The 25,885-nt window shown below is 59.6% G+C and carries 29 protein-coding genes; 14 read left to right on the forward strand and 15 right to left on the reverse strand.

Features of this window, described 5'->3' with window-relative positions; genetic code table 11:
* Positions 1-74: 74 nt before the first annotated feature.
* The 4 genes from recQ (at position 75) to ACYZTZ_RS04715 (ending at position 4,991) form a co-directional block, all read left to right on the forward strand.
* Positions 75-2,201: a DNA helicase RecQ gene (gene recQ / locus ACYZTZ_RS04700; RefSeq protein WP_461997377.1), complete on the forward strand. Its 2,127-nt coding sequence runs from the start codon at positions 75-77 to the stop codon at positions 2,199-2,201.
* 119 nt (positions 2,202-2,320) lie between these two features.
* Positions 2,321-2,755, forward strand: coding sequence for a MarR family transcriptional regulator (locus ACYZTZ_RS04705; protein WP_186550830.1), 435 nt, complete (start codon positions 2,321-2,323; stop codon positions 2,753-2,755).
* A gap of 128 nt (positions 2,756-2,883) precedes the next feature.
* Complete coding sequence (locus ACYZTZ_RS04710) at positions 2,884-4,671, forward strand: FimV/HubP family polar landmark protein (protein WP_461997378.1); 1,788 nt, start codon at positions 2,884-2,886, stop codon at positions 4,669-4,671.
* A gap of 32 nt (positions 4,672-4,703) precedes the next feature.
* Positions 4,704-4,991 (forward strand): Rdx family protein, encoded by a 288-nt coding sequence (locus ACYZTZ_RS04715; protein ID WP_461997379.1) that lies wholly within the window; start codon positions 4,704-4,706, stop codon positions 4,989-4,991.
* Here the strand turns inward: ACYZTZ_RS04715 and ACYZTZ_RS04720 are convergent.
* Positions 4,985-5,878, reverse strand: a complete 894-nt coding sequence (locus ACYZTZ_RS04720; protein WP_461997380.1) for a DMT family transporter — start codon at positions 5,876-5,878, stop codon at positions 4,985-4,987. The genes ACYZTZ_RS04715 and ACYZTZ_RS04720 overlap by 7 nt on opposite strands.
* Before the next feature lie 95 nt (positions 5,879-5,973).
* Positions 5,974-6,738: a helix-turn-helix transcriptional regulator gene (locus ACYZTZ_RS04725; RefSeq protein ID WP_461997381.1), complete on the reverse strand. Its 765-nt coding sequence runs from the start codon at positions 6,736-6,738 to the stop codon at positions 5,974-5,976.
* Between the two features lie 136 nt (positions 6,739-6,874).
* Here ACYZTZ_RS04725 and ACYZTZ_RS04730 point away from each other — a divergent pair, with 136 nt between their 5' ends.
* Positions 6,875-7,681, forward strand: coding sequence for a UDP-2,3-diacylglucosamine diphosphatase (locus tag ACYZTZ_RS04730; RefSeq protein WP_461997382.1), 807 nt, complete (start codon positions 6,875-6,877; stop codon positions 7,679-7,681).
* 114 nt (positions 7,682-7,795) lie between these two features.
* Here ACYZTZ_RS04730 and ACYZTZ_RS04735 read toward each other — a convergent pair whose 3' ends face one another.
* Together ACYZTZ_RS04735 and ACYZTZ_RS04740 are read right to left on the reverse strand one after the other, a co-directional pair.
* A complete protein-coding gene (locus ACYZTZ_RS04735; protein ID WP_461997383.1) occupies positions 7,796-8,386 on the reverse strand; it encodes an HD domain-containing protein in 591 nt (196 codons plus the stop codon).
* A 27-nt stretch (positions 8,387-8,413) separates the two neighbouring features.
* Positions 8,414-8,725, reverse strand: a complete 312-nt coding sequence (locus ACYZTZ_RS04740; RefSeq protein WP_461997384.1) for an Mpo1-like protein — start codon at positions 8,723-8,725, stop codon at positions 8,414-8,416.
* Between the two features lie 160 nt (positions 8,726-8,885).
* On the opposite strand from ACYZTZ_RS04740, the gene ACYZTZ_RS04745 reads away from it, so the two are divergent.
* Positions 8,886-9,947, forward strand: coding sequence for an AraC family transcriptional regulator (locus ACYZTZ_RS04745; RefSeq protein WP_461997385.1), 1,062 nt, complete (start codon positions 8,886-8,888; stop codon positions 9,945-9,947).
* Here ACYZTZ_RS04745 and ACYZTZ_RS04750 read toward each other — a convergent pair.
* On the reverse strand, positions 9,904-11,358 hold the full coding sequence (locus ACYZTZ_RS04750) for a TrkH family potassium uptake protein (RefSeq protein ID WP_461997386.1): 1,455 nt from the start codon (positions 11,356-11,358) through the stop codon (positions 9,904-9,906). The genes ACYZTZ_RS04745 and ACYZTZ_RS04750 overlap by 44 nt on opposite strands.
* A 122-nt stretch (positions 11,359-11,480) precedes the next feature.
* Between ACYZTZ_RS04750 and ACYZTZ_RS04755 the strand changes: the two genes are divergently transcribed.
* Positions 11,481-12,047, forward strand: coding sequence for an NAD(P)H nitroreductase (locus tag ACYZTZ_RS04755; protein WP_461997387.1), 567 nt, complete (start codon positions 11,481-11,483; stop codon positions 12,045-12,047).
* Between the two features lie 236 nt (positions 12,048-12,283).
* Here the strand turns inward: ACYZTZ_RS04755 and ACYZTZ_RS04760 are convergent, their stop codons facing one another.
* The 6 genes from ACYZTZ_RS04760 to ACYZTZ_RS04785 all read right to left on the reverse strand — a co-directional run bounded on the left by ACYZTZ_RS04760 (position 12,284) and on the right by ACYZTZ_RS04785 (position 16,481).
* Entirely contained in the window at positions 12,284-13,624 is a 1,341-nt protein-coding gene (locus ACYZTZ_RS04760; RefSeq protein ID WP_461997388.1) for a sensor histidine kinase, read from the reverse strand.
* A gap of 175 nt (positions 13,625-13,799) precedes the next feature.
* Positions 13,800-14,249 carry an LTXXQ domain protein gene (locus tag ACYZTZ_RS04765; RefSeq protein ID WP_056742175.1) on the reverse strand — a complete coding sequence of 150 codons (450 nt, stop codon included), beginning with the start codon at positions 14,247-14,249 and terminating at the stop codon, positions 13,800-13,802.
* Between the two features lie 125 nt (positions 14,250-14,374).
* On the reverse strand, positions 14,375-15,052 hold the full coding sequence (locus ACYZTZ_RS04770) for a response regulator transcription factor (RefSeq protein WP_027922300.1): 678 nt from the start codon (positions 15,050-15,052) through the stop codon (positions 14,375-14,377).
* 7 nt (positions 15,053-15,059) lie between these two features.
* Positions 15,060-15,473, reverse strand: coding sequence for a translation initiation factor 2 (locus tag ACYZTZ_RS04775; RefSeq protein ID WP_223433546.1), 414 nt, complete (start codon positions 15,471-15,473; stop codon positions 15,060-15,062).
* A 110-nt stretch (positions 15,474-15,583) separates the two neighbouring features.
* Positions 15,584-15,883, reverse strand: a complete 300-nt coding sequence (locus tag ACYZTZ_RS04780; RefSeq protein ID WP_461997389.1) for a YciI family protein — start codon at positions 15,881-15,883, stop codon at positions 15,584-15,586.
* A 1-nt stretch (position 15,884) separates the two neighbouring features.
* Positions 15,885-16,481, reverse strand: coding sequence for a septation protein A (locus ACYZTZ_RS04785; RefSeq protein WP_150655060.1), 597 nt, complete (start codon positions 16,479-16,481; stop codon positions 15,885-15,887).
* An 87-nt stretch (positions 16,482-16,568) separates the two neighbouring features.
* On the opposite strand from ACYZTZ_RS04785, the gene ACYZTZ_RS04790 reads away from it, so the two are divergent.
* The 4 genes from ACYZTZ_RS04790 to scpB all read left to right on the forward strand — a co-directional run bounded on the left by ACYZTZ_RS04790 (position 16,569) and on the right by scpB (position 19,889).
* Complete coding sequence (locus tag ACYZTZ_RS04790; RefSeq protein WP_046046431.1) at positions 16,569-17,432, forward strand: PHP domain-containing protein; 864 nt, start codon at positions 16,569-16,571, stop codon at positions 17,430-17,432.
* Between the two features lie 13 nt (positions 17,433-17,445).
* The gene (locus ACYZTZ_RS04795; protein ID WP_461997390.1) at positions 17,446-18,075 is read left to right on the forward strand and encodes an L-threonylcarbamoyladenylate synthase; all 630 of its coding nucleotides are present in this window, start codon (positions 17,446-17,448) and stop codon (positions 18,073-18,075) included.
* Between the two features lie 123 nt (positions 18,076-18,198).
* Positions 18,199-18,897, forward strand: a complete 699-nt coding sequence (locus tag ACYZTZ_RS04800) for a segregation and condensation protein A (protein ID WP_176471533.1) — start codon at positions 18,199-18,201, stop codon at positions 18,895-18,897.
* 11 nt (positions 18,898-18,908) lie between these two features.
* Positions 18,909-19,889, forward strand: coding sequence for an SMC-Scp complex subunit ScpB (gene scpB, locus ACYZTZ_RS04805; RefSeq protein ID WP_461997391.1), 981 nt, complete (start codon positions 18,909-18,911; stop codon positions 19,887-19,889).
* Positions 19,890-19,935: 46 nt separating this feature from the next.
* Here scpB and ACYZTZ_RS04810 read toward each other — a convergent pair whose 3' ends face one another.
* Complete coding sequence (locus ACYZTZ_RS04810; RefSeq protein WP_461997392.1) at positions 19,936-20,679, reverse strand: anti-sigma factor family protein; 744 nt, start codon at positions 20,677-20,679, stop codon at positions 19,936-19,938.
* Positions 20,672-21,184 carry a sigma-70 family RNA polymerase sigma factor gene (locus tag ACYZTZ_RS04815; RefSeq protein ID WP_046046427.1) on the reverse strand — a complete coding sequence of 171 codons (513 nt, stop codon included), beginning with the start codon at positions 21,182-21,184 and terminating at the stop codon, positions 20,672-20,674. The genes ACYZTZ_RS04810 and ACYZTZ_RS04815 overlap by 8 nt, the downstream gene beginning before the upstream one ends.
* 154 nt (positions 21,185-21,338) lie before the next feature.
* Here ACYZTZ_RS04815 and ACYZTZ_RS04820 point away from each other — a divergent pair, with 154 nt between their 5' ends.
* The 3 genes from ACYZTZ_RS04820 (at position 21,339) to rluB (ending at position 24,219) form a co-directional block, all read left to right on the forward strand.
* A complete protein-coding gene (locus ACYZTZ_RS04820; protein ID WP_461997393.1) occupies positions 21,339-22,307 on the forward strand; it encodes a metallophosphoesterase family protein in 969 nt (322 codons plus the stop codon).
* A 13-nt stretch (positions 22,308-22,320) separates the two neighbouring features.
* Positions 22,321-22,629 (forward strand): cupredoxin domain-containing protein, encoded by a 309-nt coding sequence (locus ACYZTZ_RS04825; RefSeq protein WP_046046425.1) that lies wholly within the window; start codon positions 22,321-22,323, stop codon positions 22,627-22,629.
* 291 nt (positions 22,630-22,920) lie between these two features.
* Positions 22,921-24,219 carry a 23S rRNA pseudouridine(2605) synthase RluB gene (rluB, locus tag ACYZTZ_RS04830; protein ID WP_461997394.1) on the forward strand — a complete coding sequence of 433 codons (1,299 nt, stop codon included), beginning with the start codon at positions 22,921-22,923 and terminating at the stop codon, positions 24,217-24,219.
* A gap of 201 nt (positions 24,220-24,420) precedes the next feature.
* On the opposite strand, the gene ACYZTZ_RS04835 is transcribed toward rluB, so the two are convergent.
* A complete protein-coding gene (locus tag ACYZTZ_RS04835) occupies positions 24,421-25,386 on the reverse strand; it encodes a M29 family metallopeptidase (protein WP_461997395.1) in 966 nt (321 codons plus the stop codon).
* Between the two features lie 69 nt (positions 25,387-25,455).
* A complete protein-coding gene (locus ACYZTZ_RS04840; RefSeq protein WP_046046423.1) occupies positions 25,456-25,593 on the reverse strand; it encodes a hypothetical protein in 138 nt (45 codons plus the stop codon).
* Between the last annotated feature and the right edge of the window lie 292 nt (positions 25,594-25,885).

Consider the following 25,885-nt stretch of genomic DNA (forward strand, 5'->3'; position numbering starts at 1 on the left):
TACGATTTGTCGGTGCAGCCTTCGTGGTTCTGAACCAGCCTTGCAGGGATGTTTTTGTGATTTTTGGAGTTTCTATGCTCGAACAGGCTCAACGCGTCCTCAAGGACATCTTCGGCTACGACAGTTTCCGTGGCCGTCAGGGTGCAATCATTGAGCGCGTGGCCAGTGGCGGCGACGCCCTGGTGCTGATGCCTACCGGTGGCGGCAAGTCCTTGTGCTTCCAGGTGCCGGCGCTGTTGCGCGAAGGCCTGGCGGTGGTGGTGTCGCCGCTGATCGCCCTGATGGACGACCAGGTCGCCACCCTCGAAGAGCTGGGCGTCGCGGCGGCGGCATTGAACTCCACGCTCAGCGCCGAGCAGCAGCGCGATCTGGCGGCACGGATCAAGCGCGGTGAAGTGAAAATGCTTTATCTCGCGCCCGAGCGTCTGGTTCAGCCACGGATGCTGGCGTTCCTGCAAAGTCTTGAAATTTCCCTGTTCGCCATCGACGAAGCCCACTGCGTGTCCCAATGGGGCCACGACTTCCGCCGCGAATACCTGCAACTGGGCCAGTTGGCGGAATTGTTCCCCAACGTCCCGCGTATCGCCCTGACTGCGACCGCCGACAAGCGTACCCGGGAAGAAATCGTCGACCGCCTTCATCTTCAGGATGCCGAGCGTTTCCTCTCGAGTTTCGACCGCCCCAACATCTTCTATCGCATCGTGCCCAAAGAGCAGCCGCGCAAGCAGTTGCTGGCGTTCCTCGCCGAACGGCGCAGCGATGCCGGCATCGTCTATTGCCTGTCGCGCAAGAAAGTCGACGAAGTGGCGGTGTTTCTCAGCGAACAAGGCTTCCCGGCGCTGCCGTACCATGCCGGTTTGCCCAACGATACCCGGGCTCACCACCAGAAGCGCTTTCTCAATGAGGAAGGCCTGATCATGGTCGCCACCGTGGCGTTCGGCATGGGCATCGACAAGCCCAACGTGCGCTTTGTCGCTCACCTCGATTTGCCAAAATCCCTTGAGGCTTACTACCAGGAAACCGGTCGCGGCGGCCGAGACGGTCTGCCGGCAGACGCCTGGATGGCCTACGGCCTGCAAGACGTGGTGATGCTCAAGCAGATGTTGCAGAACTCCGAGGGCGACGAGCGTCACAAGCGTCTGGAGCAGCATAAGCTCGACGCCATGCTCTCGCTCTGCGAAGAAACCCGCTGCCGTCGCCAGACGCTGCTGGCCTACTTCGACGAAGACATGCCCGAGCCGTGCGGCCATTGCGACAACTGCGTCGATGGCGTGCAGACCTGGGACGCCACCGAGCCGGCCCGTCAGGCGCTTTCGGCGATCTACCGCACCGGCCAGCGTTACGGCGTCGGGCATTTGGTCGATGTGTTACTGGGCAAGGACAACGAAAAAGTTCGCAGCTTCGGCCATCAACATCTGTCGGTGTATGGCGTTGGCAAAGCAATGGGCGAGAGTGAATGGCGCTCCTTGTTCCGTCAGCTGGTAGCCCGCGGTCTGGCGGACATCGACCTGGAAGGCTACGGCGGCCTGCGCTTGAGTGACACCTGTCGACCGCTGCTCAAGGGCGAAGTGACCCTGGAACTGCGTCGCGACCTCAAGCCGCAAACCACGGCCAAAAGCAGCAAGAGCCAGGCGAGCCAACTGGTTCGCGGCGAAGAACGCGAACAGTGGGAAGCCTTGCGCGCCCTGCGTCGAAAACTCGCCGAAGAGCATGGTGTGCCGCCGTACGTCATCTTCCCCGACTCGACACTGCTGGAAATGCTCCGCAGCCAACCGACCTCGCTGTCGGAAATGGCCACGGTCAGCGGCGTTGGCGCACGCAAGCTGGAGCGTTACGGCGAGGCCTTCCTCGAAGTCCTCGGCGGGCAAGTCGAGGCGCCGAAAGTGGTGGCCGACCTGCGCCACGAACTGATCACCCTGGCCCGCGCCGGCATGACACCGATGCAGATCGCCGGTCAGCTGCAATGCTCGGAAAAGAACGTCTACACCCTGCTCGCCGAAGCGATTGGCAAGCAGCAGTTGTCGCTGGAGCAAGCGCTGGATCTGCCCGAAGAGTTGATGGGCGAAATCCAGGACGCGTTCCTCGACGGCGAAGGCGAGTTGCCGCCCGTGTCGGAGATTGCCGCACTGTTTGCCGGGAGAGTGCCGGAAGGGGTTTTGTACTGTGTTCGGGCGGCACTGCAATCCGAATTCGAGATTTAGGTGATCTGCCACATAGATGTAACGATTCAGTACAGAGCAAGCCTTGCCTCTGGCCAAGGGTCATGCTTAGCTGACTAATAATTAGTTTTTCTTTATTTCAGTCTAATCATGAGTGTTTTATGCCGTTAACCGACCAACACCGCTTTGGCATGCAACTGGCCCAGATGTCGCGCGGCTGGCGTGCCGAACTGGACCGCCGTCTGGCTGGCCTGGGTCTGTCCCAGGCACGCTGGCTGGTGCTGCTGCACCTGGCGCGTTTTGAGGATGCCCCGACCCAACGTGAACTGGCGCAGAGCGTCGGCGTTGAAGGGCCGACCCTGGCTCGTCTGCTCGACAGCCTCGAAAGCCAGGGGCTGGTGCAACGTCAATCGGTGCTGGAAGACCGCCGGGCGAAGAAAATCGTCCTCTGTGCCCCGGCCCTTCCCTTGATCGAACAAATTGAAACCATTGCCACCCAACTGCGCCACGAGTTGTTCGATGGCGTCGATGAGGCGGACTTGAAGGTCTGCATGCGTGTCCATGGGCACATTTTGGCCAACCTGGAAAAATCTTGAGGCATAAACGCACCCAGGACTTTTGAGATACCCCGTTGGGCAGACTATAAAGAACTACTTGGCAATATCGTGTTCGTACCGGATGTGCGAACGCGTACAAGATGGTTCTGGTTATCTAAGGGATGCTCATGCTCGAGAGTTGGCACATGGTTTTGCGGTGTTGCGCCAGGCTGCTTCTGGTCGGTGGTGCTGTCACTTACTCGGCATTGGCGCCCGCGTTGGGCCTGGGTGATATCACCCTGCATTCAGCGCTGAATCAGCCGTTGCGCGCTGACATCGCCCTGGAAGATGCCGCCGGTCTGGAGGAGGGCGAGCTCTCGGTCAGCCTCGCGACAGCGGAGGAGTTCAGTCGCGCCGGCATCGATCGGGTGTTCTTCCTCAATAATCTGAAATTCACCCCGATCCTGCGCGGCAACCGCAGCCTGATCCGGGTGAGCTCCAGCAAACCGGTCAATGAACCTTTCCTGAATTTCCTGGTGCAGCTCAATCAGCCCAACGGGCGCGTGCTGCGCGAGTACACGGTGCTGATCGATCCGCCGGGTTCACCGGGGATTGTTCCCGTCACTGACGAGCCGATGACCGACGTTCAGTCCTCCGGATTCCCGACGGTTGAGCCGGCCGTTGCGAAGCCACCTGCGGCGAAGGGCAAAAAGCCCCCTGTTCCTCGCGTCGATCAACCTGCTGCCGCGCCTGTGAGTGATCCCGTTGCCGAACAACTGGCCGCCAGCGTGCTGCAAAACCAGCAGCTGCAAGCAACCATCGATGAATTGACTGCGAAGCTTCAGGCCCAGGAGGAGCAGGTCGCCGGTCAGAAAAAGCAGGTGACGGAACTGCAAACCCAATTGGCGGAAATCAAGACCGCAGCGGCGGAGCCGGTTGCACCCGCCGTTGTGACTCCCGCGCCAGTTATTGTTGAAGAACCTGAGGCCACCCACTGGGGGCTGATTATCGGGTTGCTGGCGGTGGTGGCTCTGGTGTTGCTGGGGTTGTTCGTTCGGCGTCAACGACAACAGGTTCAGGCATTGCCCGACGCGTTACCTGTTTTGCCGTCACGGCATGAACCGGCGCTCAATCGCACTGCAGAACCGGTTGCCCAATCGTCAGGGTTGCAACCGGCAACTGAATCGGGTGAAGAGTCGCCCGCAGGCGATGTGTTTGAAGGGGTTGATATCTATCTGGCCTATGGCCGTTTTTCCGAGGCGGCCGGTTTGTTGCGAGAGGCGCTGATCAAGGAGCCGCAACGCACGGATCTTGCCGTTCAGCTGTTGGAAGTCTTGGGTAAACAGGGTGACATACCCGCCTATGAGACACAGGAAAACAACCTGCGTGACGCCGGATACGACCTGCAAGAACTTCAGAATATTCGCGCTCGACACCCGAAATTGAGCAGTGCGGCACCGTTGGCCGTTGCAGCGTCAATCACTCCCCCCAAGGCTGCGATTGCTGAGGCACCCAATGATGAGTTCCAGTTGAACCTCGATGATCTGTCGATGGATTCGAGTTGGGACCTGATCAGCCCTTTTGAGCACTCGCCGTCCGCCGCGAAGCCATCGAGCGAATCCGCGCCGGTCGAGCCGCCGTTTGTCTCGAACCTGCACGTCTTGCCCGAGGTGTTTGAAATGCCGGACGACTCGACGCTGGACGAACCCGAACTTGAATGGGTTGCCGAGCCTGATTCCCAGTCTCTGGATGACACTTTTCTCAACGAGTTCAGCGATCCCGGCCAGTCGCTGGAACTGGAACCGCTGAACCTGGAACCGGCCGAGCCGAGCAGCGCCGACAAGCTCGAACAAGCCCAGACCTGCATTGATGACGGCGATGTGGACAGCGCCATCGAACTGCTCAACGAGTTGCTCAAGGAAGGTAACGAGCCGTTGAAGCAGACCGCCCGGAACCTGCTCGCCGGGCTATCATAGCGGCGCCCTCTGGCTCAGGAGTTTCGCCGATCATGACTGCACGCAAACCGGAAATCATCATCACGTATTGCACGCAATGCCAGTGGCTGTTGCGTGCGGCCTGGCTGGCCCAGGAACTGCTCAGCACCTTCGGTGACGACCTGAGTAAAGTGTCGCTGGTGCCCGGCACCGGCGGGGTGTTTCACATTTTCTGTGACGATGTGCAGATCTGGGAGCGCAAGGCTGATGGTGGTTTCCCTGAGGCCAAAGTGCTGAAGCAGCGGGTCCGCGATCAAATTGATCCGGACCGCGATCTGGGGCACAACGACCGCACTCAGTGAGAGGCGGCTTCTGCCGCAACGGTCTTCTTGCTTGAGCCGCCCGAGAGTCGGCTGGAGACCACGATCGCCACGATGATCAACGCGCCACCGAGCAGCATGCGCAGTGTCGGGTTTTCATCAAACAGCAGCCAGGCCATGGCGATGCCGTAAACCGGCTCCAGGGCGAACACCACGGCCGCGGTCCGCGCCTTGATCACTGCCAGGCTGGCGACAAACAGACTGTGAGCGACGCCAGTGCAGAACACCCCGAGCAGACCGATCCACAGCCAGTCGATGGCGCGCACTTCGCTCAACTGCGGTGCCGCCACCGGCAACAGGCACAACGCGACCACCACGTTCTGACACAGCGCAGCCTGCACCGCCGGGATTCGCCCAGAGCTGGCGCGGTTGGTCAGCGATAGCAGAGAGAACAGCAAACCTGAGCCCACCGCCCACAGCAGACCAATGGTGGCTCCGCTGGCCAGATCGAAATCAGGGGTGACCAGCACCAGCCCGACACTGACCAGCACCACCAGCAGGATTTCGTTGGCGCGAATTCGCTCGCGGAAGATCAACCCTTCGAGGATCACGGTAAACGCCGGGAAGCTGGCGAAACCCAGGGTCGCGATTGCCACGCCTGCAACCTTCACTGCAATGAAAAAACTCACCCAGTGTCCGGCCAGCAGTAAGCCGCTGAGCAACAGTCGGCGCCAGTCCACAGCCTCGAGTTTCTGCCAGCGAGTAGTGCTGGCGAACCGCGCAAAAACGGCTAACGCCAGCACGGCGAACGCGGCACGCCCGAAGACGATGACGGCGGGGGAAGCGGCAGCCAGTTTGCCGAACACACCGGTCAAGCCGAACATCAGTGCGCCGATATGCAGGGCGCCAAGGGCGGTACGGGGAGTCATTGCAATCCTTAACAACAAGCGAACAAAGATGTAGGAGCAGCCTTCGGCAGCTCCTGCATTGAACCGTGAAACCCCCAGTTGTGTCTGTCGGCAAACTATTGCTTTTTGTCGCCAACCTCGCGCCGCAATTTGCCGGGTGAGGCACCGAACTCCCGCAACACCGCCGCCGCGAAGGCGCTCTGCGAACTGTAACCGACCCGACTGGCAATCTCGCCGATCGGCAGCGCCGAATCCCGCAACAAGCCCACGGCCATGTGCAAACGTCGACTGCGGATGTAATCCATCGGCGTCTGCCCGCATTCAGCAACGAACCGCGCATGCAGCCGAGCGCTGGACAGACCGGCGATACGCGCCAGATCGGCGACTTGAAGTGGGTAGGCTGCGTATTGATCGATGTGCGCATTCAGCGCCGCATAAGGCAGGCGCCGACCGCCGACGATCTCGGGTTTGGCGTTGTTGAGGCTGGCCAGCAACAACACCGCGCCTTGTTGCGCGATCAATGGATCGCTGACCTGACTGCCCGCCAACCAACTGACCAATTGGCTTTGCCCTGCATCCAGCGACAGGCGACCGGCGTTGTCGAGCAAACGACGGCTGGCCTCGGCGTGATCACCAAGAGACTGAGAAACCCATTGGTCGCTGGGCACATCCAGTACCAGGCAACGGCTGCCATTGGCGCTACCGCAGGCGTGATGGAAACCGGACGGCACCACCACGAAACTCTGCTGGACCACCTGACTGCCATGCCCGTCGACCTCGAAATCCAGCGCACCCGACAGCCCGAACACCAGTTGCGCGTGGTCGTGATTGTGGACGATCAGGTCATGCGTGTATTGGCGTAGCGTGAGGATCGGTCTCATCGCAGGTCTCCCGGGCAAGGCTGCCAGTCTACACCGAGGGCAATCGTGGAGCGCTGTCACAGGACTGACTCGCCACTGTCATGGGCAATTAACCCGACCGGCGCAAAGTTGCAAAAACTTTTGCAGAGGGTTGCCCATGACCAGCGCCGAGCTCGCCAAACCCAGTCGTAAGCAACGTGTGCGGACCTTGTGGATTTCCGACGTGCATCTGGGCACCCGGGATTGCCAGGCCGAGCACCTGTCGCAGTTTCTCAAGGGCTACCACGCGGACAAGATCTACCTGGTCGGCGACATCATCGATGGCTGGAAGCTGCGCGGCGGCATGTACTGGCCTCAGGCGCACACGAATGTGATCCGCCGCTTGCTGACCATGAGCAAGCGCGGCACCGAGGTGATCTACGTCACCGGCAACCACGACGAATTCCTGCGCCGTTATTCGAAGCTGATTCTGGGCAATATCCAGTTAGTGGACGAAGCGGTGCATGTGACCGCTGATGGTCGGCATCTGTTGGTGATCCACGGCGATCAGTTTGACGTGATCACCCGGTATCACCGCTGGCTGGCCTTTCTCGGCGACTCGGCCTACGAATTCACCCTGACCCTCAACCGCTGGCTCAACCATTGGCGCGCACGCTATGGCTACGGTTACTGGTCGCTGTCGGCCTACCTCAAGCACAAGGTCAAAACCGCGGTCAGTTTCATCAGCGATTTCGAAGAAGCCATCGCTCACGAGTGCGTCAAACGCGAGTTGCACGGCGTGGTGTGCGGGCACATTCACCATGCCGAGATTCGCAAGGTCGGCGGAGTGGATTACCTCAATTGCGGGGATTGGGTGGAGTCGTGCACCGCGCTGATCGAGCATTGGGACGGATCGATCGAGTTGTATCGATTGGCGGATGCCCAGGCGCGGGAGGCGGAGTTGAAGTTGGCGAAAGTCGCATAGCCGGCGTAGGCCGCAAAAAGCAAAGATCGCAGGCTTCGCCAGCTCCTACAGGGGATCGCGTTTCCATGTAGGAGCTGCCGAAGGCTCGGGCCGCGTTCGGACGATCTTTTGATCTTAAGTCGGTGCGTGCTCTTCCATCGCGGCTTTGTAAATCGAGTACTTGGGCTGCGCAAACAACCGTTCCATCATCGGTTCAAAGAAGCTCAGCGGCAGCGTGTCATACGCCGGATCAAACGCCGCCGCATCGTATTTGGCGCAAAACTCAATGGTCGCCTGATACTGCGGATGCCCGCTGTATTGCTCGCGCAAATGCCGGTCCATTCCTAGATGATGGAAGAAGTAATACCCCTGGAAAATTCCGTGTTTCTCGACCATCCACAGGTTCTCGGTGCTGACGAACGGCTTGAGGATTGCCGCAGCGATGTCCGGGTGGTTGTAGGAACCCAAGGTGTCGCCAATGTCGTGAAGCAGCGCGCAGACCACGTATTCTTCATCTCGGCCATCACGCCAGGCACGACTGGCGGTTTGCAGGGAATGGGTCAGACGATCCACCGGGAAGCCGCCAAAATCACCCTCCAGTAATTTCAGGTGCGCCACAATCCGGGTCGGCAATTGCCTCGCATAGGCACTGAAGTCTGCGGCGATGATTGCCCAGTCTTCCTGCGTGCCGTCCTGCATGTGGGTGAAACGGGCGTTGGCATTCATCGGCTGTCCTCCTGTGGTTCATTGCGCCTAGAACGGCACGCGACCCAGAATCATGTCTCGGTACATGACGAAATCGCCGAGCAGGCTGTAAAACGGATGTTGAAAGGTCGCAGGACGGTTCTTCTCGAAGAAGAAATGCCCGGCCCAGGCGAAGCTGTAACCCGCCAGCGGAAGGGCCCATAACAGCAGCCAGGCGCCTTTTCCGATGGTCAGGGCCAAAATGAAAACAACCAGCGTCGTGCCGATAAAGTGCAATCGTCGGCAGGTACTGTTGCTGTGTTCGCTGAGGTAATACGGGTAGAACTCAGCGAAGCTGTTGAAACGTTTGATGTTTTCCACGACTGCGATCTCTGTGGTTATTGTTCTGACTGCAAGATGTTCTGCGGGTAGCTTATTTGAGTCTAGAGTGATCATTGGCATCAGCCAGTGACAATGGGCGCCACTTTAGTATCCTTCGGAAATTGGCCGTAGCATGCGGCTCATCATGTAAGTGGACGACATGAGCGAACGAACGACTTCTGCAAGCTGGGCGATGGGGATTGTCAAAGCACTGGAGATGGACGGCCTGGATTGCCGGGTTCTGTTCAAACAGCTGGGGCTCGACTACGCGGCACTGGATGATCCAGACGCGCGCTTCCCGCAAGATTCCATGACTCGACTGTGGCAACGCGCGGTTGAGCTGTCCGGCAACCCGGCGATTGGCCTGAACATGGGCAAGGTGGTGCGACCGGCCTCCTTTCATGTGGCGGGCTACGCCTTGATGTCCAGCCAGACCCTGGCCGAAGGCTTTCAACGGCTGGTGCGCTATCAGCGGATCATTGCGGAAAGTGCCGACCTGAGTTTCCGGTTGTTGGAAGAAGGTTACGCGCTGATTCTGACGGTCCATGGCGACCACCTGCCACCGACCCGGCAGAGTGCCGAAGCGTCACTGGCCTGTGCCCTGGCGCTGTGCGGCTGGTTGACCGGGCGCACCCTGCAACCGCGCAAGGTGCTGGTGCAGGGCGATCAGCCCGTCGATCTCGAACCCTATAAAAAAGCCTTCCATGCGCCTTTGGTGTTCAACGCGCCGTATGACGCCTTGATTTTCGAACGCGCAGACATGGAGGCACCGCTGCCTACCGCCAACGAGGCGATGGCGCTGTTGCATGACCGGTTTGCCGGTGAGTACCTGGCGCGGTTTTCCGAGAGTCGCGTGACCCACAAGGCGCGACAGGTGCTGTGCCGTTTGCTGCCCCAGGGCGAACCCAAGCGCGATACCGTGGCGCAGACGTTGCACCTGTCGCAACGCACCTTGCAGCGACGCTTGCAGGAAGAGGGCACGAGTTTTCAGACGTTGCTCGACGACACCCGGCGTGAACTGGCCGAGCAATACCTGGCGCGGCCGACCATGACCCTGCTGGAAATTGCCTACCTGCTGGGGTTCGCCGATCCGAGCAACTTCTTCCGCGCTTTCCGCCGCTGGTTCGACGCCACCCCCGGCGAGTACCGGACGCGGCTGATGGGCGCGCCTGCGCCTGTCAGTGACGCCAGAACGCCGGAATACACAGAACAAACACCGTAATGATCTCGAGTCGGCCCAGTAGCATGCCGAACGAAAGAATCCACTTGGCAGCGTCCGGCAGGGTGGCGAAGTTGCCCGCCGGGCCAATGGTCTCGCCCAGTCCCGGGCCAACGCCGGACACCGTGCTGGCTGCGCCGGTGAGGGCGGTCATCCAGTCCACACCGAGCAGCGACAACAGCAGCGCGATCACGCAGATGGTGATGGCGAAGAAGAACGAAAAGGTCAGAATCGAACGCACGATTTCTTCGTCGAGGCGGTGACCGTTGTACTTTTGCTTGATCACCGCGCGCGGGTGAATCAACTGGTTAAGGTTGGCCTTGAGCAGGATGTACGCGACCTGGAAGCGGAAAATCTTGATCCCGCCAGCGGTCGAGCCCGAGCAGCCGCCGATAAAGCCCAGATAGAAGAACAGCATCAGCGAGAAGTTGCCCCAGAGGCTGTAGTCCCCCAGCGCAAATCCTGTGGTCGTTACCACCGAGGTCACGTTCAGCGCCACATGCCGCAACGCCTCCAGCCAATGCAGCTGGGTGGTCCACCAATACCAGGTGCCGAGCACCAGCCAGGTCACCAGCAACATGCCGAGCAAGCCTTGAACCTGCTGATCCTTGATCAGTGCTTTGCGGTTACCGCGCAAGGTCGCTACATACAAGGTGAACGGCAGGCTGCCGAGGATCATGATGACGATCGCCACCCAGTGCACCGCCGGTTGCGTCCACTTGGCCAGAGACTGGTCGGACGTTGAAAAACCGCCGGTGGAAATCGCCGACATCGCGTGGTTGATCGCATCGAACGGGCTCATCCCGGCCCACCAGAACGCCAGGCTGCCGATAATGGTGATGCCGACGTAGGCCGCAACGATCAAACGCGCCACCATGTGCGAACGGGGCATGACTTTTTCGGAACGGTCCGACGACTCGGTCTGAAACAGCCGCATGCCACCGATGCGCAGCAGTGGCAGAATCGCTACCGCCATGCCGATAAAGCCGATACCGCCGAGCCAGTGCAGCAACGAGCGCCACATCAGGATGCCGGGGGACATGGTGTCCAGGCCGCTGAGTACTGTCGACCCGGTGGCGGTAATGCCGGACATGCTTTCGAAGAACGAGTCGGTGTAGCTGATGTGCTGGGTCAGCAGGAACGGCAGCGCGGCGAAGATGCACACCACCAGCCAGCTGCTGACCGTCAGCAAATACATGTCTCGCGGGCGCAGGTGAATGTGTTCGGGACGACCGGGGATGACCAGGGCCAAACCCGCGACGAAGGTAATCATGCTCGCCCAGAGGAACGACGGCAGGTCGCTGGTGCGGTCGAAAATCACCAGGGTGGCCATGGGCACGACCATGGCGATGGCCAGCGTGATCAGGAAGATGCCGATGATGAAACCAATAATCCGTAAGGTCGGCAACGCCATGAAGTCCGCTCGGGCTGAGATTGGGAAGGGCGCCATTCTACCTGCGGGGCAGGGCATGTAAACCGGCGCCGCCTGCGCAGTTGCAGCTAGAATAGCCAAACATTTTTTTCAGGAGGTGGCCGATGCAGGCTCTCGACGCTTTGCTCAACCGTGTTTCCGTTCCACGACTGCTCGAACCGGCACCGACCGCAGAACAACGCGAAGTGCTGTTTGGCGCTGCGATGCGAGCGCCAGACCATGGTCACTTGCAGCCTTGGCGCTTCCTGACAGTCGAAGGCGCGGCGCGCGAGCAAATGGGCGAGTTGCTGGCCGAAGCGGCGAAGCTGCAGGACAGTGAGGTGTCCGAGGCGGCACTGGACAAGGCGCGTAACGGTCCACTGCGCGCGCCGCTGGTGGTTGTGGTGATCGCGCGGTTGCAGGATCACGTCAAGTATCCGAAATCCGAACAACTGCTGGCGGCGGGTTGTGCGGCTCACGGGATTTTGCTGGCGGCTTATGCGCAAGGGATTGGCGCGGTGTGGCGCACGGGTGAACTGGCGTATTCGGCGCATGTGGCCAAGGGCTTGGGGCTGGCTGAAGGGGAAGAGGTGATTGCGTTTCTTTACCTCGGCACGCCGCAGAAAGAGCCGCGCGTTGCCGAAAAGGTTGATCTGGCCGAGTTCGTCAGCGTGTGGCCTTCCAAGGGCTGAGAGCGGTCGTTTGTGAGTGAGGGGTGAATCATTGCGATCCAGCCCTCACCCTAACCCTCCCGAAACGTCGGACCGCCCGTAGGGAGAGGGGACTGACCGGGTTGTTCTTGGAGCTACATCGACCTGAAAATCCGAGTTGAACTCAGGTTTTGTAAAGCTTGAAGATCGGCTCCCTTTCCCCCTCTCCCCTATGGGGCGGTCCGACGTTTCGGGAGGGCTGGGGTGAGGGGTGGATTTCAGAGCTGCACCACAGCCCCAGGTACCAACGGTAATTCGAGGCTGGCAATGAACCCGCCCTCCGGGTGATTGGCCAGCACCAGACTCCCGCCGTGCCGTTCCGCCGCACGCCGCGCAATGGCCAATCCCAAGCCATGTCCAGCCGCCGTCTGCCCCGGCGCCCGGTAGAACGGCTCACCCAACTGGCTCAAATGCGTAGCCTCTACGCCCGGCCCATGGTCACGCACACTGACCACAATCCGCTCACCCTGACGCACCGCCTGCATTTCAATCGACTGTCCCACCGGGTTGAACCGCTGAGCATTGCGCAGCAGGTTGTCGACGGCGCGCTCGATCATCGTCGGCCAGCCTTTGAGGTTCAGCTGCGGCTCGGCCTCAAGGTGCACGTTCTGCTCTGGCGAACCCAATTGAGCATCCTTTTGCAGAGTGTTGAGCAACGCATTGAGATCAACCTCTTCAGCGCTGGCGTTGTCGGCATCGACCCGCGCCAGAACCAGAATTTCGCTGATCAGTGCTTCCAGTCGATCGCACTCCCGAGTGAGGCGCGGCCAGAGCTTTTCCCGTTCTTCAGGGTTGGCCCGCTCGGCGAGTGCCAGTGCAATGCGCAGCCGCGCAAGCGGAGAACGTAGTTCATGGGACACATCCCGCAGCAACTGCCGCTGACTGCCGATCAAACTTTGCAGGCGCGCGCCCATGCGGTTGAAGTCGTTGGCCAGCACGCCGAACTCATCGCGGCGGTTGGCCAGTTTTACCAGGCTGTTTTGTTGGTAGGTGGTTTGCCCCAGATCATGCACCGCGCCGCGCAAGCGGCTGAGTGGGCGGGTGATCGACAGCGTGACAAACAGACTGAACAAGGTCAGTACCACCAGCGCGATACCCAGCGCACTCAATGGCCAGAGCAGGCTTTCGCGATGCCATGAGTCCAGTTCCGGGTGCGGAATTCGATAGATCAGCAGGTAGGTGTCGCCGGTTTTTTCGCTGGTGTATTCCGCGGTCAGACGACGCCATGGCAGGCGGCGATCATCGTTGTTCTGCCGCGCTTCGAAGGCAGCCGCCCGACGTGGGAACGTACCGCGCACCACCGGATCGCCGCTCTCGTTGAGCACTTGAACGTCGATGTGATACTGGCGCTTGCGCTGTTCCAGAATGTCCTGGGCCGCGTCTTCACCCTGTGACTCGTAGGTTTGCGTCCACTGCTCGGCCAAGGTATTGAGGCCGGGATGGCGACTGAGAATCCACGCGTCCTGATTGAGCATGTGCCCCAGCAGAATGGAGAGCCCTGCAACCAGAGCGATGGCCAGCCAGAAGCTGGCCAGAATACGCCAGAACAATGAGCGCACAGAAAATCCTCAAGCAAACGCAAATCCCATGTGGGAGCGGGCTTGCTCGCGAAAGCGGTGAGTCAGTCAACAATTCGTTACCTGATACACCGCTTTCGCGAGCAAGCCCGCTCCCACAATGAACTGAGTGGCATCAGACCCAACGGTGTTAGCCGTCGGGTCCGGGGTTAACGCATTATTGCGCCTTTTGCGGCTGTTGCGCTTTCCAGGCCTTGAACTCGGCCCATTCGGCGCGACGCTCAGCCTGTTTTTTCTGGATCTCGTCGAATTGCTTCTGTTGATCCGGTTTCAGCAAGGCACGCACGTCGGCTTCAGCTTTCTTGTGGTTGGCCGCCATTTCATCTTTCATGGCTTTCTGGTCGGCAGGCGAGAGTTTTTCCAGGTACTTGTCGACCACTTGCTGACGCTCATGCATCTGTTCGCCCATGATTTTGCGGATCTGCTCGCGCTGTTCGCGGCTCAGGTCCAGCTGGCTGTACGGGCCTTTGCCGTGCATGCCGTGCATCTGACCGCCATGGCGTGAGCCGTCCATCGGGCCACCCATCGGGCCGGCACCTTCAGGCATGGCCATGGCAACGGTCGGCAGGGCGGCAGCGAACATCAGAGCGATAAGAGTCTTGCGCATGGTGAATCTCCTTGTCTCGTTCCCGGTACGTTCCGGATGAGTACAGATTACGGAGATCAAGGTCAGCGGCGGTCAGCGGAGCGTAAAGCTTGGGTAAAGACGAGTTCTCGCCGACCTGACAAAACTTACAGGCTGTAGTAGTAGCCGCGGCTGCGCAGGGCCACGATGCGTGGGCGGCCGTCGGGGTGCGGGCCGATCTTTTTGCGCAAGTTGCTGACGTGCATGTCGAGGCTGCGGTCGTACAGCGTCAGCTTGCGGCCGAGGGCGATTTGCGCCAGTTCCTGTTTGTCCAGCGGCTCGCCGGGCTGCTTGAGCAGGGCTTCGAGCAAACGGCTTTCGGAAACGGTGAGGGTGAATTCCTGTTCATCGATGCTGACCACGCCGCGCACCGGACTGAAACACAGGTCGCCCAGTTCCAGCTGACTGGAGACTGCTGCCGGATGACTGCGGCGCAACACGGCGCGCAGGCGGGCTGTCAGTTCCCGTGGGTCGCACGGTTTGGCCAGGTAATCGTCGGCGCCGAGTTCCAAACCGAGGATGCGGTCCAGCGGCTCGCCGCGGGCCGAGAGCATCAGCACCGGCAAGTCCGGGTGATCGCTGCGCAATTGCTTGAGCAGTTCCAGGCCGCTGCCGTCCGGCAGCATCACGTCCAGTACCACGGCTGCCGGCGATGTTTCGGCCAGTGCGCGACGGGCGCTCTGACCATCGTGGCAGGCGCGGACCTGGAAGCCTTCCTGGCTCAGCCAACTGCTCAGGAGCTCACACAGCTCCTGGTCATCATCAATTAATAACAGCTCGCTCATGACTCACTCAATTTAGCCATTGCCTACGTTTTCTGGTGGCACCACTGGCGAAGATACCGCAGAGCAGCGCCAATAGCGCTACTGCGGCGCCAATGACGAACCACTGTTGCTGATCGGTCAATAGACGCGGCAGCGGGCTGCTGGCCTGGGCTTCCTTGAGCTGCAGCTTGAGGCGCTGATTCTCTTGGCGCAACCGGCTCAACTGAGCGCTTTCGCGTTCGGCATCGGTATTCTGCAGTTGTTTGCTCAGTACTTCTCGTTGCTGTTCGCTTACCTTCAAGCGCTGTTGCAACTCGGTGATCTGGCTGCCGGCGCTCAGGGACAGCGGTGTGGAATTACCGCCCTCGGCGCTTTCTTCACCATGAGCAGGGGCCACAATCGACAACGTCACCAACATCAGACACAACGGACCTTTGCGCATCGCCACTCCTGATTCCAATACGAGTATTGGGCAGGTTGTCGGCCGGTAAACGAGAATAATGAGCGTTGAGAGCGCGATGAACCGATAAGGTTCATCGCGCTGGAGGGATATTACGGCAGGACTTGCTTGAACGGCTTGACCGAAACGTTGGCGTAGACGCCTGCGGCGACATACGGATCGGCGTCGGCCCAAGCCTGGGCGGCGCTCAGGGAATCGAATTCGGCGACGATCAGGCTGCCGGTGAAACCCGCCGCGCCCGGATCATTGCTGTCGACCGCCGGGTGTGGACCGGCCAAAACGATGCGCCCTTCACCTTTGAGCACTTGCAGGCGCTCAAGGTGTGCAGGCCGTGCGGCCAGGCGGGCTTCCAGGGAGTTGGTGACGTCTGTGGCAATGATTGCGTAAAGCATGTCAGTCCTCGGTTTTTGGCGTTGTGGTATCGGCGTCGTGCAGGTGGCGGGACAAGTAAATGCCCTGGGCGACCAGGAACAGCAGCGTCATGCCCAGGCTGCCGAAGACTTTGAAGTCGACCCAGTAGTCCTGAAAGGTGAACGCGACGAACAGGTTGGCGGCACCGCAAAACAGGAAAAACCCGATCCAGGCGATGTTCAGACGGGTCCAGACCGGCTCCGGCAGGGTCAGCGCGTGGCCCATGATGCGTTTGATCAGCAGTTGCTCACCGACAAAGTGGCTGCCAATGAACGCCAGGGCGAACAGCCAGTTCACCACCGGGGCTTTCCATTTCAGGAAGGTTTCGCTGTGGAACGCCAGGGTCAGGCTGCCGAAGACCAGGCAGGCGATGAGGGTCAGCCACTGGCTCTTCTCGAGCTTGCGCTGCTTGATGAACAGCGTGCCGTAAACCACCAGGGAGCTGATGATCAGCATGGCGGTGGCGCTGTAAATACCGCCTACAGTCAACTCATGACCGGCAATGTCGACGACCCGTGGATCGAGTTTGAAGACGATGAAGAACAGCAGAAGCGGGATGAAATCGATGAATTGTTTCACAGTGGCAGCCAGAAGCAGGATGTGGCGGCATAATAACAAACATATGGGCGCGCGATAGCGCCAGCTGATTTGAGGTAAAAAAGTCCTGTGAATGTTGATTTGCACTGCCATAGCACGGCCTCCGATGGCGCTCTCGCGCCTGCAGTACTGGTTGCGCGTGCGTTCGAGAAAGGCGTGCGAGTCCTGGCCTTGACCGATCACGACACCCTCGAGGGCCTCGACGAGGCTCGCAGTACGGCGACCGCGCTGGGGATGCAATTGGTCAATGGCGTCGAATTGTCCTGCACCTGGGGCGGCGCAACCATTCACGTTTTGGGCTACGGATTTGATGTCAATGCCGCGCCGTTGGTCGAGGCCATCGCAAAATTGCACGATGGCCGCTGGCTACGGTCCGAAGAAATAAGCCGAAAACTGGCATTGAAAGGCATGCCGGGTGCGCTCGAAGGGGCTCGGGCCATCCAGCAGGAACTGGGCGACAGCGGCAACGCGCCGGCTCGCCCGCATTTCGCCGACTGGATGGTGCGTGAAGGTTTCGTCAAGGATCGCGCCGAAGCGTTCCGCAAATGGCTGGGTGCCGGCAAGCTGGGGGACGTCAAGCAACACTGGCCGACCCTGGAAGACACCGTCGAAACCCTGCGCGCCGCCAAGGCCTGGGTCAGCCTGGCGCATCCATGGCACTACGATTTCACTCGCAGCAAACGTCGCCGGCTGATTGCCGACTATATTCAAGCAGGGGGCCACGCTATCGAAGTGGTCAATGGCCATCAGCCCGCCGAGCAAGTGGGCAGCCTGGCGATTCTCGCCCGTGAATTCGGTCTGCTGGTCAGCGCCGGCAGTGATTTTCATGGCCCTGGAGGCTGGTCCGAGATCGGTGAGTACCGCCCGCTCCCGGAGGATCTGCCACCACTGTGGTGTCGATTCAAACATGACCCAATTATTGCCGCCGTCTGAACAGGTAGAGAATGTGAGTCAATTTTTCCAGATTCATCCGGAAAACCCGCAAGCGCGCCTGATCAAACAGGCTGTCGAGATCATCCGCAGCGGCGGGGTGGTGATTTATCCCACAGACTCGTCCTACGCCATTGGTTGCCAGATCGGCGACAAGAATGCCGTGGAGCGCGTGCGCCGGTTGCGAGGCCTGGATGACAAACACAACTTCGCGCTGATTTGCAGCGACCTGTCGCAGTTGGGGGTGTTCGCCAAGATCGATACCGGCACCTTCCGCCTGCTTAAAGCTCACCTGCCGGGGCCTTACACCTTCATTCTCAACGCCACCCGCGAAGTCCCGCGGCTGTTGTTGCACCCGAAAAAACGCACCATCGGCCTGCGCGTGCCGAGCCATCCGATTGCTCTGGCGCTGCTGGAGGAACTCGGCGAACCGCTGATGAGCGTGACCCTGATCATGCCCGGTGACACCGACCCGATGACCGATCCTTACGAAATGCGTCAGTTGCTCGAGCATCAGGTCGACCTGATCATCGACGGCGGTTTCGGCGGGATCAAGGCGTCCACCGTGATCAACCTCGCCGACGGCGAGCCGGAAGTGATCCGCATCGGTTGCGGCGACCCGACGCCGTTCATGGCCGAGGCGTAGATGTCTGCAGTAGAACCCGTTGTCGACAGTCAGGCCGGAGCCCAGCAAGAGCTGCCCTTCGCGATGGTCTATGGCCAGGCGGTCATGGAAATGCCGCTGGACCTGTACATTCCGCCGGACGCGTTGGAAGTCTTCCTTGAAGCGTTCGAAGGTCCCCTGGACCTGCTGCTGTACCTGATCCGCAAACAGAACATCAATATCCTCGACATCCCGGTGGCGGAAATTACCCGTCAGTACATGGGCTATGTCGAGTTGATGCAGTCGGTGCGTCTGGAACTGGCCGCCGAGTACCTGGTCATGGCCGCGATGCTGGCCGAGATCAAATCGCGGATGCTGCTGCCGCGTGCCGAAACGATCGAGGCCGAAGAAGACGACCCTCGCGCTGAACTGATCCGCCGCTTGCAAGAGTACGAACGCTTCAAGGCCGCAGCCGAAGGCATCGATGGCCTGAGCCGTGTGGGTCGTGACGTGGTAGTCCCCAAGCTCGACGCCCCGGAAGCCCGAGCACGCAAGCTGTTGCCAGACGTGCGTCTGTCAGAGCTGCTGTTGTCCATGGCAGAAGTGTTGCGCCGTGGCGACATGTTCGAAAGTCACCAGGTCAGCCGCGAGGCGCTGTCCACGCGCGAACGCATGAGCGATGTGCTGGAGCGCCTCAAGGGCGGCGGTTTCGTGCCCTTTGCCGAGCTGTTCACCGCTGAAGAAGGACGTCTGGGGGTGGTGGTAACCTTTATGGCGATTCTCGAACTGGTCAAGGAATCCTTGGTCGAGCTGGTGCAGAATGAGCCGTTCGCAGCGATCCACGTGCGGGCCCGAGCCGAATAACGAGTTGAATCATGAACCTGACTGAACCCCGCGAGCTGGCGCCATTGCTTGAAGCCTTTCTGTTGGCCTCGGGAAAACCGCAATCGCTTGAACGCCTGTTCGAACTCTTCGAAGAGGGCGAGCGGCCGGAGCCGCCGGTCTTCAAGAAAGCCCTGACGATTCTCGCCAAGTCCTGCGACGGCCGCGCCTTCGAGCTGAAGGAAGTGGCCTCTGGGTATCGCTTGCAGATCCGCGAAAAGTTCTCGCCGTGGGTAGGACGTTTGTGGGAAGAGCGGCCGCAGCGCTATTCCCGCGCCATGCTCGAAACCATTGCGCTGATCGCCTATCGCCAGCCGATCACCCGAGGCGAGATCGAAGACGTGCGGGGCGTGGCGGTCAACAGTCACATCGTCAAAACCTTGCTGGAGCGCGAGTGGATCCGCATCGTCGGTTACCGCGACGTGCCGGGTAAGCCGGCGATGTTTGCGACCACCAAGGCGTTTCTCGACCATTTCAATCTGAAAAACCTCGACGATTTGCCACCGCTGGCCGAATTGCGCGAGCTGGAGCCTGATCCGGTGCTCGACTTTGACGATGCGCCGGTGCCTGCCGGACTGCAGGAGTTGGCGGACGCCAGCGCCGAGCCGGAAGAGCCGAAGGAAGAAACCAGTTTCCACACCCTGTTGCTGGAACTGGACACCATGGAGGAGGGGCTCAAGACCGACTTCGACGATCTGCTGCGCGATGGCGAGGTGACCGAGACCGAAGAGATCCTGGATCAGCCCGAGCCCGAGCCTGAAATCGAAGTTGAACTTCAGGTCGAGCCCGAAGCCACAGTCGAAGAAGAGCAGGAAGATGATGTGCTTGGCGTTGCCGAAGCTCGTGAGAAACTCCTGGCTGCTGTCGCTGCGCTTGAACAACACAAGCCCAAGCCCGAGTTGACCGACGAAGAAGCCGAAGCCCAAGCCCTTGCCGAAGCGATCGAAAACGAACGCCGCCAGTTCGAAGACTGACACGAACCCAAAGTGGGAGACTCTATGTTGCAGCGCAACCTTGCCTTCAGGCGCCGTTCTTGAGCAACTGGCTGAACGCCTCCAGCTCACTTTTCTCCAGATCGGAAACCAGCACAAATCGCATGTGGTTTTCTTGCCAGAACACTACGTTAAAGCCGCGGACCATCTGACTCTGCCGCGGCTTATCCGCCTCCTGCGTGGGCAGGATAAACACATTGATAATGTGCTTGGCGCGCCCATAACTCAGGGCCGCCGTGGTCTGATGTTGCAGGTAATCCAACCGTCCACCCAATAATGGAAAGCCCTGCGCCGAGTAATCGAATACCGGCGGCGAGAAGTCGAGCTTGCCGGTGAACCAAGGCTTCACTGTATGGCGGTCGGACGAAACCACATCGTTCAAATGTTCACCCATTAACGAGCGGACATGGCTGGAGACCGCCTCATCCATCAACGGCTGTTCGCTGGCCGGTGTGACGACATACAGCATCACTGCCAAGGCCAGCGCTGTCGCTGAAAAAACAGGCGCGAACCATTTTCGCCAGCGTTCCACTGCACGGACTTGTGGCGCAACAGGGGCGAAAAGGTTGGCAGTCAACGACGCCGGTGCCGAGTAATACGGCGCATGTCGCTTCACGCTTACCTTCAGTAGCCGCGCCTGATCATGCAACCGCGCGCATTTGGCACATACGGCCAAATGCCCGGCGACCCGGGCAGCCATCACCGTATCGAGTTCCTTGTCCAGATAGCCATGAACCAGCGTCTGGCAAGCAGTGCAGTCGAGTTCATTCATGATCATGCAACTTCAATAGTTCGAGCTTGAGCATGGCGCGAGCCCGGGCCAGTCTCGACATGACGGTGCCGATGGGGATGTCGGCCACCAAGGCGATGTCCTTGTAGGGCATGTCTTCGAGCTCCTTCAGAATAATCACCTCGCGAAATATTGGCGGCAGGGCGCACAGGGCTTGCTGGACAATCGTCGCGTTTTCCGTGTGAATGGCCAGCAACTCCGGGGTTTGGCCGTGACTCAACGCGGCATCGTCTTCGGGCAGTTCATCGCCGATAGCCACCCAGTGGTGGCCGGCCGAGGCCTTGAGCCAGGTGTAGCTTTCGTTACGCACGATGGTCAGAAACCAGGCCTTGGCATTGCCGTCGGTGAAACGGTGCAAGAATCTGAACGCCCGCAGGGCGCTTTCCTGCACGACGTCGCGCGCGGCGCTGTCGTTACCGGTGAGCCAGCGCGCGAGGTTGTAGGCGGCGTCCATGTGGGGCGCAAACAAGTCCTCAAATCGCTTCATAGTGATTCCCGTAACGTCCCACCCCTATAACCGTCACTCGCTGTGTTTTATTCCCGGGGAAAAAATAATTTTCCGACGTGGAATAAACACTCGTCCCGCAAGGTTGTATCTCGTGTCAGCTACATCACTGTAGTCCGCTAGCGAGGGCACACCGATGGACATTTATTCAAAACACGAACGACGCACCGACGGTCCGCTGAACCCCGACCGCCGGACACTGCTCAAGTGCTCCGCGTGGGCCGGAGCCGGTGTGATCTGGGCCTTGAGCGGCGGCGTTCCGCGGGCTTTTGCGCTGGACGAATCCGGCAACGTCTCCGACCCTAAAGCGCTGGCCAGCACCTTTCACTTTGTGCAGATCAGCGATTCGCACATCGGTTTCAATAAGGAGGCCAACCCGGAACCGTCGAAGACCTTGCAGGTGGCCATCGACAAGGTCATCGCATTGCCGAAACGGCCGTCGTTGATCCTGCATACCGGCGATATCACCCACCTGTCGAAACCGGAAGAATTCGATACTGCCGCGCAACTGCTCAAGGGCCTTCCGTCCACCGTGCACTACGTGCCGGGCGAGCACGACACCCTCGACGAGGGCGGCGGCAAACTCTATCTGGAGCGTTATGGCAAAGGCACCAAAGGCAATGGCTGGTACAGCTTCGATGACCACGGTGTGCATTTCATCGGGCTGGTGAATGTCTTCAACTTCCAGGCCGGCCATGAAGCGACTCTTGGCGCCGATCAACTGGCCTGGCTGGCCGATGACTTGCGCGCCGTGACGAGCAGCACGCCAATCGTTGTGTTTACCCATATTCCGTTGTGGACGATTTATCAGCCGTGGGGTTGGGGCACCGAGGATGGCGATCAGGCGATTGCCATGCTGCGCAAGTACGGTTCGGTGACGGTGTTGAATGGGCATATCCATCAGGTCATCCAGAAGGTTGAAGGCAATATCACCTTCCACACCGCCCGCGGCACGGCTTATCCACAACCTGCACCGGGTACGGCGCCGGCACCGGGGCCGATGACGGTGGCGGCTGATCAATTGCGCAATTATCTAGGGGTCACTGACGTGCGAGCGACGCAGGGCGAGCATCCGCTGGCGCTGATCGATTCGACACTGGTTTAGCGGAGGAACGGAGATGAAAACGCGACTGTTGGCCGTTGTCTGCCTGATGTTGTCGATGCCGGCGTGGGCTCAGGAGGTGAAAATCGATATCAAGGAGTTCATGTTCGGGCCCAAGGATTTGAACGTGGCCGTGGGCACCAAAGTGACGTGGGTGAACGACGACCAGGTTCCGCACACGGTGGCGGAAACCCACAAGGTGTTTCGTTCGGGGGCGCTGGATACCAATGACAGCTTTTCCTGGGTGTTCAACACGCCGGGGGAGTTTGAGTATTTTTGTGCGCTGCATCCGCAGATGATCGGGAAGATTGTGGTCAGCCAGTGATGTCGCAAGAAACTTGCGATAGATCGAGCTGAAGAAACCCTAAACCCCCTGTGGGAGCGAGCTGGCTTGCTCCCACATGGGTTCAGTGTCGCGGTTGAGCAAACTCGGCGACACCGGTCGGCGGAAATACAGGTAAGTCTGCATTGATCAGCTAGTCTCTGATGCGCGAACGCTCCCATGAGCGTATGATTCGCGACCCTTCGGCGATCCCTTCGCCCTAGACCCTGCTTTCAACTCTTCAGGTCCCTCACTTCAGAGCTGCCTGAACAGACCACACCGGGAGGTGCCCAGATGAGTATCAACGACCAGAAAGACGACCAGGAAATCGGCCCAGCAGGCGAAAAACTGCAGAAAGTCCTCGCCCGTATCGGCGTCGGCTCGCGCCGTGACGTAGAAGCCTGGATCAGCCACGGCCGCATCAAGGTCAATGGCAAAGACGCCACCCTCGGGCAGCGCGTCGACATGCACGACGCCATCACCATTGATGGCAAGGTGATCAAGCGCGAAGAAGCCGCCGAGTCGGTACGCCGCGTGATCATGTACAACAAGCCGGACGGCGAAATCTGCACCCGCCTTGATCCGGAAGGCCGTCCGACCGTTTTCGACAAGATGCCGCGCCCGAAAGAAGGTCGCTGGATCAACATCGGTCGTCTGGACATCAACACCACCGGCCTGCTGATGTTCACCACCGACGGTGAGCTGGCCAACCGCCTGATGCACCCTTCCTACGAAATGGACCGTGAATACGCGGTACGTGTGCGTGGCGAAGTCGATGACGAGATGATCGAGCGTCTGAAAGCAGGCGTCGTCCTCGAAGACGGCCCGGCCAAGTTCACCGACATCAAGCAAGCGCCGGGTGGCGAAGGTTTCAACCACTGGTACCACTGCGTGGTGATGGAAGGTCGCAACCGCGAAGTTCGTCGTCTGTGGGAATCCCAGGGCCTGGTGGTCAGCCGTCTGAAGCGCGTGCGCTTCGGTCCGGTGTTCCTCAACTCCGACCTGCCGATGGGCCGCTGGCGCGAAATGAGCCAGTACGAAGTCGACATTCTGAGTGCTGAAGTTGGCCTGACGCCTGTGGCCATGCCGCAGATGAATGCCAAGAGCAAAGACAAGCTCGACCGCATGCAGCGTAAATCGTCGCGTCCAATGGGCAAGACCGAGCGCGTGCGTTCGTTGCGTCCAGCGATCGGCAACCAGACCGCTGCTACGCCGCGTGATACCCGTGAGCCGCATATCGAAGGCGAGCGTCCAGCCCGCAAACCAGCAGCCCCTCGTGCTGACGGCGAGCGCGGTCCACGCACGCCACGTCCGGCCAACGGTCGCACTGAGCGCGGCGAAGGCCGTGGTGCACCAAGCGGTGGTCGTAGCGATCGCGGTGCTCCAGCCGGTCGTGGCGAGTCTCGTGGTGAGTCGGGTCGCGGTACGCCGGTGGCAGACCGTCCTTCCGACACCAAGCGCCCGACCAAGGCACCGGCGAAGAAGCGTCCAGGCATTGTCCTGGTCGACAAGGACGCGCCATCGGGCAAGCGCCGCGGTGCGCCAGCCGGTTCGGGCCAACGCCCGGGCTTCGGTCGTCGCAAGCCTGAGTAATCGGTAAGCGCCAAATGAAAAACGCCAACCTTCGGGTTGGCGTTTTTTTTGGTCTGGCTTTAAGTAAGGTGGTGACTGTTCGGGCCTCATCGCGAGCAAGCTCGCTCCCACAGGTGACCGCGTTGTCTTATGGAAATGCGATCTACTGTGGGAGCGAGCTTGCTCGCGATGAGGCCAGTAGCAGCACCACCTGCTTTGTGGTTAAAAGACAAACCGCCCATCAAACACCGGCTCATCATCCAGCGCCAACACGCCGCTGGAGAAGATCAGGTCCAGATGATGGCTACCCTTCGCGCCACCCCCCAATCCCAGATGCAGCCCGCAATGGCGCTCCTCAAATCCGGCATTGCGCGCATACAGCGTCTTCACGCCTTCATTGGTGCCAATCCCCAACTCCTCGATGCGCCGATTGGATGGATTGGCCTCCAGGTACTTGTTGAAGTCATGTTCCAGCCCCGGCACCTCGGTGGCGATTTTGCTGATGGTCGAGTTCTCGATCCACAACTCTAGCGGCGACTCCAGCACCCCGTATTTGCGGGCAAATGGAATGGTGCTGAGAAAAGTCCCCATGAACTTGACCCGGCCGTTAATGGCCTCGCTGTGCGTGGCAATTTCACCGGGCGCCAGATCGAAGTTGCCGACGCCGTTGATGTCGGTCCACTTCTTGATACTGCTCAACGGTGTTTCGAACCACGAACCGTGATCATCTTTGAAACTTAACGTGGTGGCATGGGACATGCGCTGGATCAAGTGGCTGTTCAGCCCGGCAATGCGCTGCGGTGTGACACTGAACGTGTCGTAGAAGTAATCGCCGTAATCCTTGAACAGCAGCGACTTCTTCCAGTTCTCGGCCATGACGCCTTGCAGCGCGCGGACAAATTCCGGGCCGTCGGGGCGTGGGTTGGGCAGGGTGGAAGAGTCGTAGAAGAAAATGTACAGATCACTGTCGGCAATCGCTTGGGCCAGCAATTCCGTAGGTTCCAGGTCCAGTCGCAGTGCGCTGAAGCTGAACCGTGGGCTGTCACTGGCCTGTTCGGCGATGGCGTTTGTCAGTGCCTGGTAATCAGCCGTGTGGCCGAGCAAGACCTTCGCCGGGTTGATGCCGGCAAGGGCAGGATGATGTTCGAGGTAGTAAAAGAAATGCGAAATGGCGCGTTGCTTATCCATGTAGTCCTCCCTGACAAACCGAGAAAAAGTGGCAGGCACCACCGGCCGGATCGTGCCTGCCGGGATGTCTTACAGAGGCCACATCGCTGTGCCGAACGGAACAACCGCATCGGCTTGCATCATTTCAACGGCGGCTTCATGGGTCGGTGCTGCAAACCAATCGTCCAGTTGCAGTTCAGTTTCCAAGTCTTTTTCAAGTGCTTGCATTGTGAATCTCCTAGATGACTTTTTCGGTAAGTGCTGCGGCGCGTTTTCAGTCATTGAACAACTCGCCAACTTGCTGATTGATGCGTCTCGGCAAGTCGCTGAAAACCTAGTTCACAGGTTTTTAAATTGCAAAAAAATAATCAAATAAGATTTATTTGAACTTTTTATTCTGTTTTTGATTAGGCAATTTGTTAATAAAAAACAAAAAACTAACTCGACCTTTTCCTAAGGAAACGTCCTACCGTCAATTTGCAGTCAGCCTACAGTCAGATCTGATTCGGCAAATTTACGT

It is taken from the genome of Pseudomonas sp. LB3P58 (assembly GCF_054897895.1).

Excerpts from the sequence above, each read along its gene's own strand:
- recQ (WP_461997377.1), top strand. The coding sequence starts at position 75 with ATGCTCGAACAGGCTCAACGCGTCCTCAAGGACATCTTCGGCTACGAC.
- ACYZTZ_RS04705 (WP_186550830.1), top strand. The coding sequence starts at position 2,321 with ATGCCGTTAACCGACCAACACCGCTTTGGCATGCAACTGGCCCAGATG.
- ACYZTZ_RS04710 (WP_461997378.1), top strand. The coding sequence starts at position 2,884 with ATGCTCGAGAGTTGGCACATGGTTTTGCGGTGTTGCGCCAGGCTGCTT.
- ACYZTZ_RS04715 (WP_461997379.1), top strand. The coding sequence starts at position 4,704 with ATGACTGCACGCAAACCGGAAATCATCATCACGTATTGCACGCAATGC.
- ACYZTZ_RS04720 (WP_461997380.1), bottom strand. The coding sequence starts at position 5,878 with ATGACTCCCCGTACCGCCCTTGGCGCCCTGCATATCGGCGCACTGATG.
- ACYZTZ_RS04725 (WP_461997381.1), bottom strand. The coding sequence starts at position 6,738 with ATGAGACCGATCCTCACGCTACGCCAATACACGCATGACCTGATCGTC.
- ACYZTZ_RS04730 (WP_461997382.1), top strand. The coding sequence starts at position 6,875 with ATGACCAGCGCCGAGCTCGCCAAACCCAGTCGTAAGCAACGTGTGCGG.
- ACYZTZ_RS04735 (WP_461997383.1), bottom strand. The coding sequence starts at position 8,386 with ATGAATGCCAACGCCCGTTTCACCCACATGCAGGACGGCACGCAGGAA.
- ACYZTZ_RS04745 (WP_461997385.1), top strand. The coding sequence starts at position 8,886 with ATGAGCGAACGAACGACTTCTGCAAGCTGGGCGATGGGGATTGTCAAA.
- ACYZTZ_RS04750 (WP_461997386.1), bottom strand. The coding sequence starts at position 11,358 with ATGGCGTTGCCGACCTTACGGATTATTGGTTTCATCATCGGCATCTTC.
- ACYZTZ_RS04755 (WP_461997387.1), top strand. The coding sequence starts at position 11,481 with ATGCAGGCTCTCGACGCTTTGCTCAACCGTGTTTCCGTTCCACGACTG.
- ACYZTZ_RS04765 (WP_056742175.1), bottom strand. The coding sequence starts at position 14,249 with ATGCGCAAGACTCTTATCGCTCTGATGTTCGCTGCCGCCCTGCCGACC.
- ACYZTZ_RS04770 (WP_027922300.1), bottom strand. The coding sequence starts at position 15,052 with ATGAGCGAGCTGTTATTAATTGATGATGACCAGGAGCTGTGTGAGCTC.
- ACYZTZ_RS04775 (WP_223433546.1), bottom strand. The coding sequence starts at position 15,473 with ATGCGCAAAGGTCCGTTGTGTCTGATGTTGGTGACGTTGTCGATTGTG.
- ACYZTZ_RS04780 (WP_461997389.1), bottom strand. The coding sequence starts at position 15,883 with ATGCTTTACGCAATCATTGCCACAGACGTCACCAACTCCCTGGAAGCC.
- scpB (WP_461997391.1), top strand. The coding sequence starts at position 18,909 with ATGAACCTGACTGAACCCCGCGAGCTGGCGCCATTGCTTGAAGCCTTT.
- ACYZTZ_RS04810 (WP_461997392.1), bottom strand. The coding sequence starts at position 20,679 with ATGAATGAACTCGACTGCACTGCTTGCCAGACGCTGGTTCATGGCTAT.
- ACYZTZ_RS04815 (WP_046046427.1), bottom strand. The coding sequence starts at position 21,184 with ATGAAGCGATTTGAGGACTTGTTTGCGCCCCACATGGACGCCGCCTAC.
- ACYZTZ_RS04820 (WP_461997393.1), top strand. The coding sequence starts at position 21,339 with ATGGACATTTATTCAAAACACGAACGACGCACCGACGGTCCGCTGAAC.
- ACYZTZ_RS04825 (WP_046046425.1), top strand. The coding sequence starts at position 22,321 with ATGAAAACGCGACTGTTGGCCGTTGTCTGCCTGATGTTGTCGATGCCG.
- rluB (WP_461997394.1), top strand. The coding sequence starts at position 22,921 with ATGAGTATCAACGACCAGAAAGACGACCAGGAAATCGGCCCAGCAGGC.
- ACYZTZ_RS04835 (WP_461997395.1), bottom strand. The coding sequence starts at position 25,386 with ATGGATAAGCAACGCGCCATTTCGCATTTCTTTTACTACCTCGAACAT.
- ACYZTZ_RS04840 (WP_046046423.1), bottom strand. The coding sequence starts at position 25,593 with ATGCAAGCACTTGAAAAAGACTTGGAAACTGAACTGCAACTGGACGAT.